Here is a 15,196-nt window from a genome sequence, read left to right on the forward strand (position 1 = left end):
GTACGAAGCATGCGGGCGGTGTTGGCACGTCGGTTGCGGTGCGCAAGGCAACGAGATCACGTCCGCAGGAGGGCGCCATGAACCGACTACGCCCCACCTTACGCGGCTCGCATGAGCGCGGAGAACGACCGGCAGGTACCGCACCGCCGTGTGCGCCAGGCACGGGCCGAAACGCTGAAAACATCGACACGATGCTCGGCAAGCCGGAGCAAGGCAAGCCAGAGTCGGGTTCGGTAGATCGGCTGCCGCACGAGCGCGATCAGAACCTTGAAGAGCAACGCTCCGAACCGCGCAGCAATGTCGAGCAGGCCGCGCGCGACATCGAAAGCGGTCAGCTCGACACCGATCTGCACAACACCCCCGGCGTAGAACGCGTCGTGCGCGAACGCCATGCGGCCAACCGCGACGATCGCGATCGCCAAGTCGCCAATCGCAGCGCAGACGACCTTGCTCACAAGCGAGGCCAGACGGGCGGCCCTTCGCACAGCCGCGATGAGCACAAAGGTTGATCGGCCCATGCGCATTGCTTATGTGACCGAAACCTGGCCGCCGGAACTTAACGGCGTGTCGCTCACTGCCGCGCGCACCGTGGCATTTCTGCAGGCGCGCGGGCATGACGTGATGGTCGTGCGACCGCGCCAAAGTGCCATCGACGCCGGCAAGCCTGCATTGGCAGACGACACGCTGCGAGTTCCGGGCGTGCCGATTCCGCTGTATCCGGATTTGCGTATGGGCTTGCCCGCACGCCGGCGTCTGCTTCGCGCGTGGGCCGCCTATCGGCCCGACCTTGTGCATGTCGCCACGGAAGGGCCGCTCGGCTGGTCGGCCATTCGGGCTGCGCGGCAACTTGGTGTGCCCGTGACTTCGGATTTCAGAACGCGCTTTGACGAGTACGGCCGCCACTACGCGTGGGAAGGCGCCGTAACGCTGGTGCGCGCCTATCTGCGCGCCTTTCACAATCGCACCGATCGCACCTTCGTCCCCACGCGCGAACTGCAGCGGCAGTTAAGTGACCTCGATTTCGAGCGCCTGACCGTGAGTACACGCGGCGTGGACGCACACCGATTCACGCCGCAAGCCCGCAGTCACGCGTTGCGTGCGCAATGGGGGGCTGACGCTGACACGCCGGTCGTGCTCGCGGTCGGGCGTCTTGCGTTGGAGAAGAACCTGGGTGTCGCGCTGGATGCGTTTGATGCCGTGCGCGAGTGCGTGCCCCAGGCACGCCTCGTCATGGTGGGCGATGGTCCACAACGCAACGCACTGCGCCGTCGTTGTCCCGATGCCATCTTTGCCGGCACGCAGCATGGCGAGGCATTGGCCGCGCACTATGCCTCGGCAGATATGTTTCTCTTTCCAAGCGTGACCGAGACCTTCGGCAATGTGGTGGTCGAGGCGATGGCCAGCGGCTTGCCCGTGGTGGCGTTCGATACCGCCGCGGCCGGCATGCACGTGCGCAGCCACGAGAACGGTTGGCTCGCGCCGGTCGGTGATGCTGCCTCCTTCACGCAGGCCACCGTCACACTTGCCACGGATGCCGGCTTGCGGCAACGCCTGGGTAAAGCGGCGCGGTTGACTGCGCAGAGTTTGGATTGGCCGCGCGTGCTCGAACGCTTTGAAGCCGCGCTCATTGCCGTGCACGACGCTGCCACCAACGGGGAGGCCTACCATGGCGACCCACGCCTGGCCTGACTGGAAGCGCTGGCGCGAGCGCGATCGGCAACTCGCCGTGGCGCTCAACCACGTGGCGGGCGATGCCTCGGCCATGCGCTTCTATCGTGGTGTCAGCCGCCTGGGTGACGGCATGCTTTGGTATGCGTTGATGGCGGCGTTGCCCGTGGTGGGCGGTGACACCGGCTGGGAATGCGCCAAGCAGATGGGGCTCACGGGGCTGCTCTCGCTGGTTATCTACATCCTGCTCAAGCGCGGCGTGTGCCGACCGCGGCCCTACCTCTCGTGCGAAGAGATCCACCTGTGCGGGCGCGTGCTCGATCAGTTCAGCTTTCCGTCGGGCCACACGCTGCACGCGGTGTCGTTCAGCATCGTGATGGCCGCGTATTACCCGCGCATGGCGCTGGCGCTCGTGCCGTTTACGCTGATGGTGGCCGTCTCTCGCGTCGTGCTTGGCCTGCACTATCCGAGCGACGTGCTGGCCGGTGCCGGGCTCGGGATGCTGATCGGCGGATTGTCGGTGTGGTTGTTCTAGCGCTTGCGTTCAGTATGACGTTTGCGCGTGCCCGGCGATGGTGGTTTCCGGGCCGCCCATCCAGGCTTGGGCCAGCACCTGCGCAAAGCCGTTCTTGGTAACGGGCGTGCGCGTCTCCAGGCATGCAGCGAGCAATTCCTGCCAATGGCGAATGACGTCGGGATGCGCCGCGTCAGCCGGGTGCAGGCCCAGGCGCAGCAGTGGTGCCTCCGCGTGCCGCTGCGCCAGCCAGCGCAGGTAATACCGCGACACCAGCCGGCGCGCCGGCGAACGCACGCTGTACGTCAGGCATGGCGCCTTGAGCGGGCGCCGCGGGTGCAGCAAGTAGAAGCGCTGCAGCGTGGTCGTGTAGCGCAGGGGCAGGCCATCGAGCGCCTCCCAGGTTGGCCGGTTCATCAGCCACGCCGGGGCCACAAAGCCATGCAGCGGCCAGCCGTTGGCTGCAAACCACGCGGCGCCGGCCTCAATGCGCGCACGTGCCGCCGCCAGCGGAATTGCAGAGAATTCGCCTTCGCCTGCGGTATAGCGCGTGCGGATCAGTTGGTCGATCACGCCGCCGGGGGGCTGGTCGTCGAGGTGCGCATAGCCATGCAAGACAAGCTCATCGCCCTCGGCCAGGCATTCGCTCATGACGCGGCAGAAACGCTCACTGCTGCGTGCGGTCGGGCCGCGATAGAAGTTTGGGATGACCAGCAGAGACTTTGGTACGCGCGCCACCTCATCCAACGCTGAAAGCAACACCTTGCACGCAGGCCAAGTGGCGGGCGTGACATCGTGCATGGCAAGAATGAGATAGCGCGACATGATGAACAGAATCGATCAGGGCTACCGGGCGCGCGATGCACGCACGCGCTCGCGAGCCGGTTGTGGAGTTGTCTCCGGCGCGGCGCTGGTTTGCCGGCCGAGCAGGGCCAGATAGCGTTGCAGCAGTTGCGGCAGCACGGCCCGCCAGTCGTACTGCATGGCATGCCGGCGCGCCGCGTGCGCCAGTGCGACCGGATCGCGTTGACGCAGCGCCTGTAGCGCCTGCGCGAAATCGTCAGCGCGGCAGCGCGGCACGGCATAGCCGACACGCTCGTTCACCAGCTCGCTTAAGCCGCCGGCCGCGCAGGTGACGACCGGCACGCCGCTGGCCATCGCTTCCAATGCGACGAGGCCGAATGTTTCCTGATCGCCGGCGTGCACAAACACATCGGCACTCGCCATGGCGGCGGCCAGGTGCTGCGTGTCGCCTTCATAAGCGAGGGCGCGCACTTGCTTACCGCGTGGGGGTGTCGGGCCCGAACCAATGGTGACGAGCACGCTGCCGTCGTCGAGCTTGTCCACCGCGTCGCACAGCACGTGCAGATTCTTCTCTGGCGCATAGCGGCCGACGTACAGCAGCACGCGTGCATCGAGCGGCAAGTCAAGTTGTTCGCGCCAGCGCAGCGAGCGCCGCGCGGGATGGAACAGGCGCGTGTCTACGCCCAGCGGCTGCAGTTCGATGCGTTGTACACCAAGGTCGGCCACTTTCTGCGCGATGTAGCGGCTGGGCACGAACACCGTATCGAAGTGCGGATACAGCTTGCGGGCGTACGCGGCAGCGGCCAGTTCGGCAGGCGGGCCGCCCAGGCGGCGGAAGAACGCGGGCAGATCGGAGTGATAGAACGCCGCCACCGGCACCTGGAGTTGCGCGCCGGCCTGCACCGCCGCCCACGACAGTCGGTACGGGTCTCCGGCTTCAATGAGGTCTGGCGACAATGCACACAGCGCTCGCACGGCCGGCCCCGTGCGCAGCGGAGTGCGATAGCCATGCGATAGCGGCAGCGGCACGCCCGGCACCACGGCGATCTCATTGGTAGCGTCGTCCGCTGTGCCGGGCACGACCAACGTGTGCCGCCAGTGCGTGGAGCGCAGGAAGTCGTGCTTGGCGCGCAGGTAGCGTTTGACGCCACCGCTTTCCGCCGCCCAGAACATCGTCACGTCGGCCAGATGCAAGGACGCGGTCGTCGCATCGCCGTCGTCGCGATGCGGGTAGTGATCGGTGGGCAGCTTGTGCACAGGGTTCCTGTCGGTAGCGGGCGCGTCAGACCTGCCGCCGCATTTCCGCGGGCGCAATGCGCATGAGCCCGCGATACTTGGCGACAGTGCGGCGCGCAACGATCACGCCCTGCTCGGCCAGCATCTTGGCGAGCGACACATCGGAGAGCGGCGCGTCCGAGTCTTCGGCTTCGATCATCTCCTTGAGCAACGCCCGCACCGAAGCCGCCGAGCATGCGCCGCCGGTATCGGTTGCCAGCTGGCGCGAGAAGAAGTATTTGAACTCGAAGATGCCGCGCGGCGTGGCCATGTACTTGTTGCCTGTGGCGCGAGAGATGGTCGATTCGTGCAGGCCTAGCTCTTCAGCCACGTCACGCAGCACCAGCGGCTTCATGGCCACCTCGCCGTATTCCAGGAAGTGCTTCTGGTGCGCGACGATCGCCTCGGCCACGCGCTGGATGGTGGCGAAGCGCTGCTGCGCGTTACGGATCAGCCAGCGGGCTTCCTGCAGTTGGTGCGCCAGCGGCGTGCGATTGTGGCCGCGCGTCTGGGCAAACAACTCCGCGTAGACCTTATTGACGCGCGCGCACGGTGCCACCGCCGGGTTGGTTACGGCAACCCACTTGCCCTTGATCTTGGCGACGATCACGTCGGGCACGATGTAGCCCGCATGCGCTTGCGAGAAGCGCAGCCCCGGGCGCGGGTCCAGCATGCGGATCAGTGCGCAGGCATCGCGCAACTCCTCTTCGGTGCAGCCGAGCGCGCGACGCATCTGCGTGAGTTCGCGCTTGGCCAACCGCGGCAGGTGGCTGCGCACGATGTCTTGCGCGATCTCCTGGATGCGTTCTTCGGCTTCGGTATCGGCGGGGCGCGCTTCGATCTGCAGGCGCAGGCACTCCGCCAGATCACGCGCGGCCACGCCCGGCGGATCCAGGCTTTGCACGAGCGCCAGCGCAATCTGCATTTCCTTCTCGGTGGGCGGCGGTTCCACCGGTGCCAGCGGAATCAACTCGGAGAGCAACTGACGCAGGTAGCCGTCGTCGTCCAGCGCTTCAATCAGCGTCTGTGCAAGCAGGCAGTCGCGCTCAGACAAGCGATAGCTGCGCAACTCCTGATGCAGATGCTCGCGCAGGCTCGGCGTGGAGTGCACCCATTCACCGATGTCGCTGTCTTCACCATCGCCATGGTGACCGCCACCATGGCTGTAGTAGGTGCTGAAGTCGGTCGGGAAATCTTCCGATGCGGCCAGCGTCGGGTCGGTTTCGATGGCGCTGGTGGTGGTTTCCAGCGGAGCGTCGTCTGCAGGCGTGTGATCGGCCGCGGCGCCGTCCCGATCGGCAGCAATGGCAATGTCGCCGGTGCGCGCGGCATCAGGCTGCGCACCTGCTTCTTGCTCGACTTCTTCGAGGAACGGATTGCTTGCGAGCGCTTCTTGCATTTCCTGCGCAAATTCGGTTGCAGACAACTGCAGCAGCTTGACGGATTGCTGCAGTCGCGGCGTTAGCGCGAGATGCTGCTTCGCACGCATTTCCAGAGCGGCCTTGACCATTCGCCTTGCCTCCTTTGGTGAGTGGGCGTCGACATTTCCGTCGACAGGTCACCGCATCGATGCAAAGGGTATGCCATGTCAACAAAGCCAGTCACCACAAGGCTTTACGGGCGGCTGGCACGCCGTTTCTACATGGTCATGTCGTTTTTATATGCCCATTGTTGCCGGCACATGACAGCGCCGGCTGCGCTTGCGCACTGCGCCGGCAGACGCAGGTGGGTGGCACCGCAGGTACATGCGTTGCTGCGGAGGGAGGCGGGAGACGCGCCGCAGTGCGCTTCCATCGCCTTCTTATCGAGCATTACATCCCAGGAGAAAACCCTATGCGAACACGTTTCCTGACCGCTGCGCTCGCCAGCGCCATCTTCGGGCTTGGCATCGGCACGGCCATGGCCCAGACAACGACCGCGCCGGTCGATAACCAGGAATCCAGCAATCCGACCAAGGCGCAGGGCAAGCGCACCGATCCGCCGTCTTCGACTGCCGACCGCACGGCTAATACGTCGATGCCAGGCAGCCAGGCGACACCTGCCGCGGCTAGTGGCAGTGACACCAGCAAGCCCATGCACAAGAAGCATCGCTATCACAAGAAATCAAAGTCGGATGCAACCGTGCCGGGCGGTACCAATAGCGCGGGCGACATGTCGCACTCGGGCGTGCAGTCCGGCGGCAACGATGCAGCGACGACGACCGGCAATTCCTACCCCGGCAGCTCGAAGCCAGGCCAGTAACGTTGAAAGGGAAGGGCTCGCCATGCCGATGACACTTACCACCGCCGTCCGCACGGGCCCGCGCGCCCGTGCGGAGACCGAACCGGCACCCCGCCGCCCGACACCGGAACCGCAGGAGCGCCGCCGCCACGAGCATCCGGGCGAACGCGCGCACGCACATCCGCGCTAGAACGTCAGCGCGGATGCAGCGGGGTATGACAGGGTCGGAAGCGTCGAGCTTAGAGAAGCAGAGCCGTCAGGCAGCCATGGCGGCGGCCGCGGTGCTTTGATAGAGGTCGAGGCGGTTGTACAGCGTCTTCAGGCTGACGCCGAGCGTCTTGGCGGCTTGGCGCTTATCCCCATGAAAATGCTCCAGCGTGGCCAGGATCATCGCGCGTTGCGCATCGGCCAGCGTCACGCCCACCGACAGGCTGAGCACACCCTCCTTGACGGTCGGGCGCGCAGGGCCGCGTGCGGGCGCCAGCGGTGCGGCCAGCTCCACCGTTTTCTCGCCGAGGATGTATCCGCGCTGCACGGCGTTGCGCAACTCGCGCACATTGCCCGGCCACGGCTGGCCTCGCAGTGCCGCCAGAGCCTGGCGAGAGAACACCTTGTCGGTTTGGTGCGCAGCGTTGAACTGGGCAAGGAAGTGCAGGGCCAGCTCTTCAATGTCGTCTTCGCGATCGCGCAGCGGCGGCACCTGCAGCGGCACCACGGCCAGGCGATACATCAGATCTTCGCGAAAGGCGCCTTCGCTCACTGCTTCCAGCAGGTTGCGGTTGGTGGCAGCGATGATGCGCGCGCGCGTCTGGATCGGCTCGGTGCCGCCCACCCGCATGAACACGCCGGTCTCCAGCACGCGCAGCAGCTTGACCTGCATCTCGACCGGCATCTCGGTGATCTCGTCCAGGAAGATCGTGCCGCCGCAGGCATGTTCGAAATAGCCGACATGACGCTGGGCCGCCCCGGTAAAGCTGCCCTTTTCGTGGCCGAACAGTTCCGACTCGATCAGGTTGGGCGAGATGGCGCCGCAGTTCACTGCGATGAAGGCCTGGTCTGCGCGCGGGCTCATGTCGTGTACCGTGCGCGCGATCAACTCTTTGCCGGTACCCGATTCGCCCATGATGAGCACCGTGGCCAGCGTGCCCGACACCTTGCCGATCTGGTCGTACAGCGCACGCATCACCGGCGAGCGGCCGTAGAGGAGACCGAAATCCGGCTCGGCAATCGATTGAACAGAGGATGTTCCGGCGTCAGACGGCACGCGTTCGGTGTCGTCAAAGTCGGCCAGGGCAGGGGGATAGCGCAGGCGCCCGATGGTCACTGCGCGGTCGTCGGCGAAGGCTTCGCTCAAGGACATGGCTCCCTCGTGGTTGGTCGCGACGGGGACGTCCTGGCGAGCGGCTGCATCTTCAGCGATGCAGTCTTCGGAAGGCAGGGTACGTCGTCATCCCGTCACATTGTGTTGAAAAGTTGAGCCATTATCAGGGCCGCCCAAGTGCGTTGTATGTCGGGCATGCGCTGACGTTTCTTCCATCCTGTCGGCCAAACGCTGACAAGAAACGGGCCTGAGAGGCAGATGCAGCGCGGGTTTCACATTTGTCATGCGGCGTACGATGTCCATTTCGGCCCGCAGGTGGCGAAGCGCGGACCTTCTCAACTATGCTGACTCCTGCGTAGTACCAGTGGCCCGCCCTGGAGTGATGCATTCGATCCATTTCTTGCATGCGTGCGTGTAAAAATTACCGACACCCGCGTTGACGACGCGGGTTGAGGCGCGCGATGGCGGAGGTTGTATTGGATGGAATACTTTTTGCACCTGCCGCCGGTCCTCTAGCCGAGCGGGCCGTTGCACCCTGCATGACCGCCGGCACATAACCGGCTCATCCAACCAAATCGAGATGCCACATATCCTGATTGTCGAAGACGATGCCAACGCACGCGCCGCTCTAGGTGAGCTGGTGGGCGCCGAAGGCTTCACCACCGCGCTGGCCGGGTCGCTGCGCGATGCGCGCATTCAGATGTCGCGTCACAGCCCCGATGCCGTGCTGATCGACCTTGTCCTGCCCGACGGCAACGGCATGGATCTGATGGAAGACATCGCGCCGCACTCCGGAACCGAGATCATCGTCATGACGGGCCACGCCAGCGTGGAAACCGCCGTCGAGGCCCTGCGCATGGGCGCGGCCGACTACCTGGTCAAGCCCGTCAATTTCCAACGTTTGAAATCCGTACTGGCGCGCATCCCACGCCCGGGCGATCTGAAAGCCGAGATCGGCAACCTGCGTGGTGAGCTGCGTCGCCTGGGGCTCTTCGGCCAGATGCTCGGCAACTCGACCGTGATGCAGACGCTGTATGACCAGGTCAGCCGCGTGGCGCCCACCGAGGCGACCGTGCTGCTGATTGGCGAATCTGGCACCGGCAAGGAACTGGCCGCACAGACCATCCACGACCTCAGCCTGCGTCGCAAGCAGCCGTTCCTGCCGGTCAATTGCGGTGCCATTTCGCCCAACCTGATCGAGTCGGAAATGTTCGGCCACGAGCGCGGCAGCTTTACCGGCGCCGACCGCCAGCACAAGGGCTACTTCGAACGCGCCAACGGCGGCACGCTGTTCCTCGACGAAATCACCGAGATGCCGATCGAGCTGCAGGTGAAACTGCTGCGTGTGCTGGAAACCGGCGTGTTCATGCGCGTGGGCACCAACCGCGAGATCGACTCCGATGTGCGCGTGATTGCCGCCACCAATCGCGACCCCGAAGAGGCCGTGGCCGACGGCAAGCTGCGCGCCGACCTGTATCACCGCTTGAACGTGTTTCCGCTGCAACTGCCGCCGCTGCGCGAGCGCGGCAAGGATGTCGAGCTGCTGGCCCAGCATTTCCTGGATCAGCTCAACGCGCAGAGCAATACCAAGAAGGCATTCCTGCCGCCGGCCATGGAAACGCTGCGCGGTTATCACTGGCCGGGCAATGTGCGCGAACTGCGCAATTACGTGCAACGCGCGTACATCCTGTCCGACGACGCCGGCATCGATACGGCCAACGTGCCGCTGCAGGTGTCGAGCACGCAGGTCTCGTCCGGTTCCACGCTGACGATTTCGGTCGGCACCTCACTGGCGAGCGCCGACAAGAAGATCATCCTCGCCACGCTGGAACAGTGTGGTGGTGTGAAGAAGCGCGCGGCTGAACTGCTCGGTATCAGCCTCAAGACGCTCTACAACCGGCTGGAGGAATACGGCAACAGCAACGCCGACGACGGTGGCGACGGCAACAGCGCGGGCTCCGGCCGCGCGCATGCCACCGAGGCATAACCCGACATCCTGGCGCGGTACGCGGCTTGCTGAACCGGTGGGGTATCCGCCCCATGGCGGCAAGCTCACTCAACTGCACAGGAGGTCACCATGCTGCGTTATGCAGTCATCTTTTTCATCATCGCCCTGATTGCGGCCGTGCTCGGGTTTGGCGGCATCGCTGCCGGCGCAGCGAGCATCGCCAAGATCCTCTTCATGATTTTCGTGGTGCTGTTTGTGGTCAGCCTCATCTGGGGTCTGGTCGCGGGCAGAGGATGACGCCGGGATGATGCGCACAGCTTTCAACCCGGCTCTCACGATGCCACGCAACTCCAGGAGCGCTGACTGATGGAACCGTCTCAAACCAACCCGTTTCCCAAATCCGATGCCAATGGCAACCTCATCCGCGGCGACGTGGCGCAAGCCGCCGAGCGTGTGAAGGCGACCACGGCACAGGCCATCGACCGCACTGCCGACGCAGCGGCCACTGCGCTTGACGAGGCCGCTGCCAAGCGCGATCAATGGCGCGCCTCGCAGCAGCGTCTGATGAGCGATGCGGCGGACTGCATGCGATCGCACCCGCTTGCGACGATCGGCCTGGCATTCGGCGCGGGCTTTCTCATCAGCCGGCTGCTGGGCAGCGGTAACGACTGAAGGGCGCAAGCCCTCACGTTTCCGGCCCGCCACGGACGAGCTTGCGCGCGTCCCGTGTGCTGACTAGGCTCAAGGTCGAGGCCGGCACGGCGCCGGCCGCATCGCCTTGCAAGGAACCTCCATGCGCCCGGCTGCCTACTTCCACCGCGACCTGCTCAAGCGCTCGGCCCAGGTGCTGATGGGGGCCGTGCGGCAGTGGTCCGCGCATCGCGCCGCGAGCAAGGGCGCGGCGCTGTCGTTCTACACGTTGTTCTCGATGGCGCCGGTGCTGGTGCTGGTCATTTCCATTGCCGGCTTGTTCTTTGGCGAACAGGCCGCGCGCGGCGAAATCTTTGGGCAGATCCAAGGTCTGGTGGGGGCGCAGGGCGCCTCTGCGGTGGAAGCCGTGCTCGCGGCTACCCGGCGCTCGGGCAGCGGCCTTTTCGCTGCAGTCACGGCCGTCGCGCTATTGCTGGTGGGTGCCACCACGGCCTTCTCCGAACTCAAGGACAGCCTGGACGAACTATGGGAGGTGCCACCGCGCCAGCAGGCAGGGCTGTGGGGCTTGTTGCGTTCGCGCCTGCTGTCGTTCAGCCTGATTCTGGTGCTGGCGTTTCTGCTGCTGGTGTCGCTCACCATCAACGCGGCTCTGGCGGTGGTGGAGCGCTTCTGGGGGGCGTTGTGGGCGGGCTCCACTTCGGGCATTGCGCTGCTGGTGGCGCAGGTGCTGTCGTCCGCGTTTTCGTTTGCTGTCGTATCGCTGTTGTTCGGCACCATTTTCAAAATGCTGCCCGAAACGCGCGTGGCCTGGCGCGACGTTGCTCTGGGCGCCATCGTTACGGCGCTGCTCTTCACCTTGGGCAAACACCTCATCGGCCTGTATCTCGGCAACAGCGCCGTGGCGTCGTCTTACGGGGCGGCGGGTTCGGTGGTGGCGCTGATGCTGTGGATCTACTACTCCGCCCAGATCTTCTTCTTTGGCGCGCTGGTCACGCGGCAATACGCGCTCCGATTTGGCAGTCGCCAGTACGAGGCCTCCGGTCAGGCCGGTGCGGCCGCGCAGGCGGCGTTGCTCAACCCGACGCTGGCGGCAAACCTGTCCAACGGCGGACGGGCAGTAACCCGAACGCAGCGCGCCACAGCCGCCAAGACCTAAGGACGCCGGCTCAATCCCGCGTCAACTGCTCCAGCAGCATGCCTGCCACGAACGCCAGACCGATCGTAATGACCGGATGCTGACGCACGGAGCCGCTTGCCTGTTCCGAGACATTCGCGTGCAGGTTCTTCAACTGCTCGGTACGTTTGTCGAACTGCGTGAGCGCCGTGGAAAGGACGCTCGCCAGCCGGTCGATGCCTTCAGCCGTGGCATCTTTGACGCGCTGTGCGGTGTGATCGATCTGCGGATGGAGCGTCGTGACGGTCGCACCGTTGGCGCCATGTGTGCCGTTCGTGCCATTGCTGCTGGTGGGCGGCTTGGGGGTCAGTTCGGTCATGTTGGCCTCTTGAGCTGAGTCATGTCAGCCAATCCCAAGCAACCGTCATGCCCCTGCCACATGCCCCCCGATCGTGACGCCCAAAAGAAAAGGGCCACGACTGTGGCCCTCGACACGGTGAGGAACTGCGCGACTAGCCGACCGTCACCACGGTCTTGCGCACGGCCCAGATTTCAGCTTGCAGGGCGAGTGCGGCGAGTGCCTGCAGGCTGTCCTGCGGCAAAGCCTTGATCCGTTTGCGGCGATTGGCGGCACGCTGCTGACGCGCCGCGCGCACGCTTTGCTCGTCGAGTTGCCACGCCTTGCGGGTGGTCTCGATGATGCGTTGCACTGCCGGATCGACAGGGATTCGACTACGCACGATGTTGGACTCCTTGCTTCTTTGCTTCTTTCGACGTCGCGGCGTACCCAAAGGCGGGTTTCGCGACGGCCTCCACAATACGGGAGCTTCATGACAACTTCGATAACACCGACTCCGAAAGGGTTGTCAGTGAATTCCCACAACGGGTTGGTCTCCTCCGTCCGGTGGACGGTTCCTAGGGGGTTTCCCCTGTTTGCCGCTCGGATCAGTCGATCTTAAGCAAGGGCGCCGATCGCGTACAATCTCGGCTGCCCGGATTGACAACTCTGATCGGGCAGTCCATCGGCCGCCGGGATGACCCCGCCAGCCAGCGCCCATGCCGTGGGCGCATTCATCACTTCTCCCTTTCGGTTTTTGCCCGTGAGTACGCTGCAGCAGGAGATCCGGCGCCGCCGGACGTTCGCCATCATTGCCCACCCGGATGCGGGTAAAACCACGCTCACCGAGAAACTGCTGTGGTTTGGCGGCGCCATCCAGATGGCCGGCGCCGTGCGTGCGCGCAAGGCCAACCGCCACGCCACCTCCGACTGGATGGAGATGGAAAAGCAGCGCGGCATCTCGGTGACGTCGTCGGTGATGCAGTTTCCGTATCGGAACGAAGGCGGCGACTACATCGTCAACCTGCTCGACACCCCGGGCCACGAAGACTTCTCGGAAGACACGTACCGCACGCTCACGGCCGTCGACTCCGCCGTGATGGTGATCGACTCCGTCAACGGCGTGGAAGCGCAGACCATCAAGCTGCTCAACGTCTGCCGCCTGCGCAGCACGCCCATCCTCACGTTCATCAACAAGCTCGACCGTGAAGGCCGCGCGCCCATCGAATTGCTCGATGAAATCGAAAGCGTGCTGCAGATTCAGTGCGCGCCGATGACGTGGCCGATCGGCATGGGCAAATCGTTCAAGGGCGTGTATCACCTCGTGAACGATACGGTCCAGCTGTTCGACCCGAACGCCGACAGCGAAAAGGGCGCCACCGCCGGCCTGATTCAAGGCCTGGACAACCCCGAGCTGGACCGCGTGCTGGGCTCGCAGGCCGAAGAACTGCGCATCGACATCGAACTCGTGCGCGGTGCATCGCACACGTTCGACAAAGAGGCGTTCCTGGCCGGCAAGCAGTGCCCGGTGTATTTCGGTTCGGCGGTGAACAACTTCGGTGTGCAATCGTTGTTGGATGCGCTGGTGGATCAGTCGCCCGAGCCGCTGGCACGCCCCACCGAAACGCGCGAAGTCAAGCCGATGGAAGAGAAGTTCACCGGTTTCGTCTTCAAGATCCAGGCCAACATGGACCCGAAGCACCGTGACCGCATCGCCTTTGTGCGCGTGTGCTCGGGCCGCTTCGAGCGCGGCATGAAGCTGCTGCAGGTGTCGACCGGCAAGACGGTTGCTATCAACAACGCCATCACGTTCATGGCGCAGGACCGCAACACCACGGAAGAGGCATTTGCCGGCGACATCATCGGCGTGCCCAACCATGGCACGATCCGGCTCGGTGATGCCTTTACGGAAGGCGAGTCGCTCAAGTTCACGGGCATCCCGTCGTTTGCGCCGGAGTTCTTCCGCCGCGCGCGCCTGAACAACCCGCTGCGCCTCAAGCAGTTGCAGAAGGGTTTGCAGCAACTGGCCGAAGAAGGCGCCACGCAGATGTTCCGCCCGCTGGCGTCGAACGATCTGGTACTGGGTGCCGTCGGTATCCTGCAGTTCGACGTGGTGGCGCATCGCCTTGAACACGAGTACGGCGTCGATGCCATCTTCGAACCGCACGAGTGCTCCACGGCTCGCTGGCTGCGCGGCAAGCAGGAAGATATCGACAAGCTGATCGACAAGGCTGGCCACAACGTGGCCCTGGATGGTGCGGGTGACTACGTGTACCTGGCGCCGAGCCAGGTGAACCTGCGCCTGACGCAGGAGCGCTTTCCGGACATCCAGTTCATGGAAACGCGGGAAATCGTCTAAGCGGCGAGCAGCCAAAAGGAACGGGGCCATGTGCCCCGTTTATTTTTATGCAGCGTCAGCTCACCAGCCGTGTCCCGTCGAGCGCCGTGAGCACCCAAACAATCAGAAATGGCGCCGACCACAGGCCTCTCGAGAGAAGGCGCGCGCGCCTGACGAGCAGCGCCCGGATCGCGATGCCGCTTGTCAGCCAAGACACGGCACACCACAGCAGGTAGTTGCGCTGCGACTTGTATGCCCACATGGCCGCAGCAGGACTTTCAGCGCCGAAAGGGTAGTCCTCTGGGGCAGTTAAGCTGCCCCAAAGTTCGAGTGGGGTGATGCAGAACACGAGCGCAGGAATCAGGGCTAACGCTAGCCTAATAGCGAACGGCCAGCTCCATGTCTTTGGCATAGAGAAGAAACTCCTTTGCGAACGACTCCATTGAATTGGTCAGGTCGATGCACCCAATGGAGCCGGGAAACCAGCCGCCGTGAATAGTGAAGTTGTTACGACCGTACACGTTGGTTCCCGGGTCCGGGACCAATCCGACGCGTCGTGTCCCCCACGCGATGGTGCATCCGGGCCAGCGTCCCGCTTTGATACTGATGAAGTTGAGTATGCAGGCAGCGCGGTTGATGGCAGGCGCTTCTTCCCATTTCTGGAAGTCTGACTGCAATGCGACATAGCTTCCTTCGGGAATGGGGCCTCTATCCTTTAGCGATTGATGCTCCTTTCCGTTGAAACCGGGCTTTCCTGAGACGGCAGGCCAACGTCTCTCAACTTGCCCGTCTTCGATCCATTGCAAGGATTGGCCATCAAAGAGAAGCCGAGCTTGTCGACGCGAGATGCGCCACTCCACCTCATCCAAATTGAGCAGCTTGACGATATCGCGCGGTGTGGGCGTCTTCGGAAGCTCGTCGCCAAATCGGTCTTCGAGGAACGCCAGATACTGGCGGCGTAAGGCGTAATTCTCTGCGATGGCGTGCTCAAGCGGGCTCATAGACC

At 64.2% G+C, this 15,196-nt stretch carries 17 protein-coding genes; 10 read left to right on the forward strand and 7 right to left on the reverse strand.

What is annotated here, in order from left to right:
• The first annotated feature begins 77 nt into the window (after window positions 1-77).
• The 3 genes from DOD19_RS25310 to DOD19_RS25320 are packed head-to-tail and all read left to right on the forward strand — an operon-like array spanning window position 78 to window position 2,203.
• On the forward strand, window positions 78-509 hold the full coding sequence (locus tag DOD19_RS25310; RefSeq protein WP_112188885.1) for a hypothetical protein: 432 nt from the start codon (window positions 78-80) through the stop codon (window positions 507-509).
• A gap of 7 nt (window positions 510-516) precedes the next feature.
• Window positions 517-1,689 carry a glycosyltransferase family 1 protein gene (locus DOD19_RS25315; protein ID WP_112188887.1) on the forward strand — a complete coding sequence of 391 codons (1,173 nt, stop codon included), beginning with the start codon at window positions 517-519 and terminating at the stop codon, window positions 1,687-1,689.
• Window positions 1,667-2,203 (forward strand): phosphatase PAP2 family protein, encoded by a 537-nt coding sequence (locus DOD19_RS25320; protein WP_024978053.1) that lies wholly within the window; start codon window positions 1,667-1,669, stop codon window positions 2,201-2,203. The genes DOD19_RS25315 and DOD19_RS25320 overlap by 23 nt, the downstream gene beginning before the upstream one ends.
• A gap of 9 nt (window positions 2,204-2,212) precedes the next feature.
• On the opposite strand, the gene DOD19_RS25325 is transcribed toward DOD19_RS25320, so the two are convergent.
• From DOD19_RS25325 to DOD19_RS25335, 3 genes are read right to left on the reverse strand one after another with little or no spacing between them, the layout of a single operon-like run.
• Window positions 2,213-3,007 (reverse strand): DUF2334 domain-containing protein, encoded by a 795-nt coding sequence (locus DOD19_RS25325; RefSeq protein WP_024978052.1) that lies wholly within the window; start codon window positions 3,005-3,007, stop codon window positions 2,213-2,215.
• A 21-nt stretch (window positions 3,008-3,028) separates the two neighbouring features.
• Window positions 3,029-4,243, reverse strand: a complete 1,215-nt coding sequence (locus DOD19_RS25330; protein ID WP_112188889.1) for a glycosyltransferase — start codon at window positions 4,241-4,243, stop codon at window positions 3,029-3,031.
• Between the two features lie 25 nt (window positions 4,244-4,268).
• Window positions 4,269-5,771, reverse strand: coding sequence for an RNA polymerase factor sigma-54 (locus DOD19_RS25335; RefSeq protein WP_112188891.1), 1,503 nt, complete (start codon window positions 5,769-5,771; stop codon window positions 4,269-4,271).
• A 323-nt stretch (window positions 5,772-6,094) separates the two neighbouring features.
• On the opposite strand from DOD19_RS25335, the gene DOD19_RS25340 reads away from it, so the two are divergent.
• Both DOD19_RS25340 and DOD19_RS27785 read left to right on the forward strand, forming a co-directional pair.
• The gene (locus DOD19_RS25340) at window positions 6,095-6,502 is read left to right on the forward strand and encodes a hypothetical protein (protein WP_024978049.1); all 408 of its coding nucleotides are present in this window, start codon (window positions 6,095-6,097) and stop codon (window positions 6,500-6,502) included.
• A gap of 22 nt (window positions 6,503-6,524) precedes the next feature.
• Entirely contained in the window at window positions 6,525-6,671 is a 147-nt protein-coding gene (locus tag DOD19_RS27785) for a hypothetical protein (protein WP_200869055.1), read from the forward strand.
• 66 nt (window positions 6,672-6,737) lie between these two features.
• On the opposite strand, the gene DOD19_RS25345 is transcribed toward DOD19_RS27785, so the two are convergent.
• Entirely contained in the window at window positions 6,738-7,841 is a 1,104-nt protein-coding gene (locus DOD19_RS25345) for a sigma-54 dependent transcriptional regulator (protein WP_024978048.1), read from the reverse strand.
• Between the two features lie 541 nt (window positions 7,842-8,382).
• Between DOD19_RS25345 and DOD19_RS25350 the strand changes: the two genes are divergently transcribed.
• The 4 genes from DOD19_RS25350 to DOD19_RS25365 all read left to right on the forward strand — a co-directional run bounded on the left by DOD19_RS25350 (window position 8,383) and on the right by DOD19_RS25365 (window position 11,557).
• Window positions 8,383-9,789: a sigma-54 dependent transcriptional regulator gene (locus DOD19_RS25350; protein WP_024978047.1), complete on the forward strand. Its 1,407-nt coding sequence runs from the start codon at window positions 8,383-8,385 to the stop codon at window positions 9,787-9,789.
• A 90-nt stretch (window positions 9,790-9,879) separates the two neighbouring features.
• Entirely contained in the window at window positions 9,880-10,047 is a 168-nt protein-coding gene (locus DOD19_RS25355) for a DUF1328 domain-containing protein (RefSeq protein WP_009240192.1), read from the forward strand.
• Window positions 10,048-10,116: 69 nt separating this feature from the next.
• Window positions 10,117-10,422, forward strand: coding sequence for a hypothetical protein (locus DOD19_RS25360; RefSeq protein WP_045205628.1), 306 nt, complete (start codon window positions 10,117-10,119; stop codon window positions 10,420-10,422).
• Window positions 10,423-10,543: 121 nt separating this feature from the next.
• Window positions 10,544-11,557 (forward strand): YihY/virulence factor BrkB family protein, encoded by a 1,014-nt coding sequence (locus DOD19_RS25365; protein ID WP_024978045.1) that lies wholly within the window; start codon window positions 10,544-10,546, stop codon window positions 11,555-11,557.
• Between the two features lie 10 nt (window positions 11,558-11,567).
• Here DOD19_RS25365 and DOD19_RS25370 read toward each other — a convergent pair whose 3' ends face one another.
• Window positions 11,568-11,894: a hypothetical protein gene (locus DOD19_RS25370; RefSeq protein WP_024978044.1), complete on the reverse strand. Its 327-nt coding sequence runs from the start codon at window positions 11,892-11,894 to the stop codon at window positions 11,568-11,570.
• 133 nt (window positions 11,895-12,027) lie between these two features.
• The gene (locus tag DOD19_RS25375) at window positions 12,028-12,255 is read right to left on the reverse strand and encodes a hypothetical protein (protein ID WP_004632457.1); all 228 of its coding nucleotides are present in this window, start codon (window positions 12,253-12,255) and stop codon (window positions 12,028-12,030) included.
• 360 nt (window positions 12,256-12,615) lie between these two features.
• Here DOD19_RS25375 and DOD19_RS25380 point away from each other — a divergent pair, with 360 nt between their 5' ends.
• Window positions 12,616-14,211, forward strand: coding sequence for a peptide chain release factor 3 (locus tag DOD19_RS25380; RefSeq protein ID WP_112188984.1), 1,596 nt, complete (start codon window positions 12,616-12,618; stop codon window positions 14,209-14,211).
• Window positions 14,212-14,567: 356 nt separating this feature from the next.
• Here the strand turns inward: DOD19_RS25380 and DOD19_RS25390 are convergent, their stop codons facing one another.
• On the reverse strand, window positions 14,568-15,191 hold the full coding sequence (locus tag DOD19_RS25390; protein ID WP_112188895.1) for a L,D-transpeptidase: 624 nt from the start codon (window positions 15,189-15,191) through the stop codon (window positions 14,568-14,570).
• Window positions 15,192-15,196 lie beyond the last annotated feature (5 nt).

It is taken from the genome of Ralstonia sp. GX3-BWBA, from assembly GCF_003290055.1.
Classification (GTDB): domain Bacteria; phylum Pseudomonadota; class Gammaproteobacteria; order Burkholderiales; family Burkholderiaceae; genus Ralstonia; species Ralstonia holmesii.

Coding starts and splice junctions, on each gene's coding strand:
- DOD19_RS25310 (WP_112188885.1), top strand. CDS start 78: ATGAACCGACTACGCCCCACCTTACGCGGCTCGCATGAGCGCGGAGAA.
- DOD19_RS25315 (WP_112188887.1), top strand. CDS start 517: ATGCGCATTGCTTATGTGACCGAAACCTGGCCGCCGGAACTTAACGGC.
- DOD19_RS25320 (WP_024978053.1), top strand. CDS start 1,667: ATGGCGACCCACGCCTGGCCTGACTGGAAGCGCTGGCGCGAGCGCGAT.
- DOD19_RS25325 (WP_024978052.1), bottom strand. CDS start 3,007: ATGTCGCGCTATCTCATTCTTGCCATGCACGATGTCACGCCCGCCACT.
- DOD19_RS25335 (WP_112188891.1), bottom strand. CDS start 5,771: ATGGTCAAGGCCGCTCTGGAAATGCGTGCGAAGCAGCATCTCGCGCTA.
- DOD19_RS25340 (WP_024978049.1), top strand. CDS start 6,095: ATGCGAACACGTTTCCTGACCGCTGCGCTCGCCAGCGCCATCTTCGGG.
- DOD19_RS27785 (WP_200869055.1), top strand. CDS start 6,525: ATGCCGATGACACTTACCACCGCCGTCCGCACGGGCCCGCGCGCCCGT.
- DOD19_RS25345 (WP_024978048.1), bottom strand. CDS start 7,841: ATGTCCTTGAGCGAAGCCTTCGCCGACGACCGCGCAGTGACCATCGGG.
- DOD19_RS25350 (WP_024978047.1), top strand. CDS start 8,383: ATGCCACATATCCTGATTGTCGAAGACGATGCCAACGCACGCGCCGCT.
- DOD19_RS25355 (WP_009240192.1), top strand. CDS start 9,880: ATGCTGCGTTATGCAGTCATCTTTTTCATCATCGCCCTGATTGCGGCC.
- DOD19_RS25360 (WP_045205628.1), top strand. CDS start 10,117: ATGGAACCGTCTCAAACCAACCCGTTTCCCAAATCCGATGCCAATGGC.
- DOD19_RS25365 (WP_024978045.1), top strand. CDS start 10,544: ATGCGCCCGGCTGCCTACTTCCACCGCGACCTGCTCAAGCGCTCGGCC.
- DOD19_RS25370 (WP_024978044.1), bottom strand. CDS start 11,894: ATGACCGAACTGACCCCCAAGCCGCCCACCAGCAGCAATGGCACGAAC.
- DOD19_RS25390 (WP_112188895.1), bottom strand. CDS start 15,191: ATGAGCCCGCTTGAGCACGCCATCGCAGAGAATTACGCCTTACGCCGC.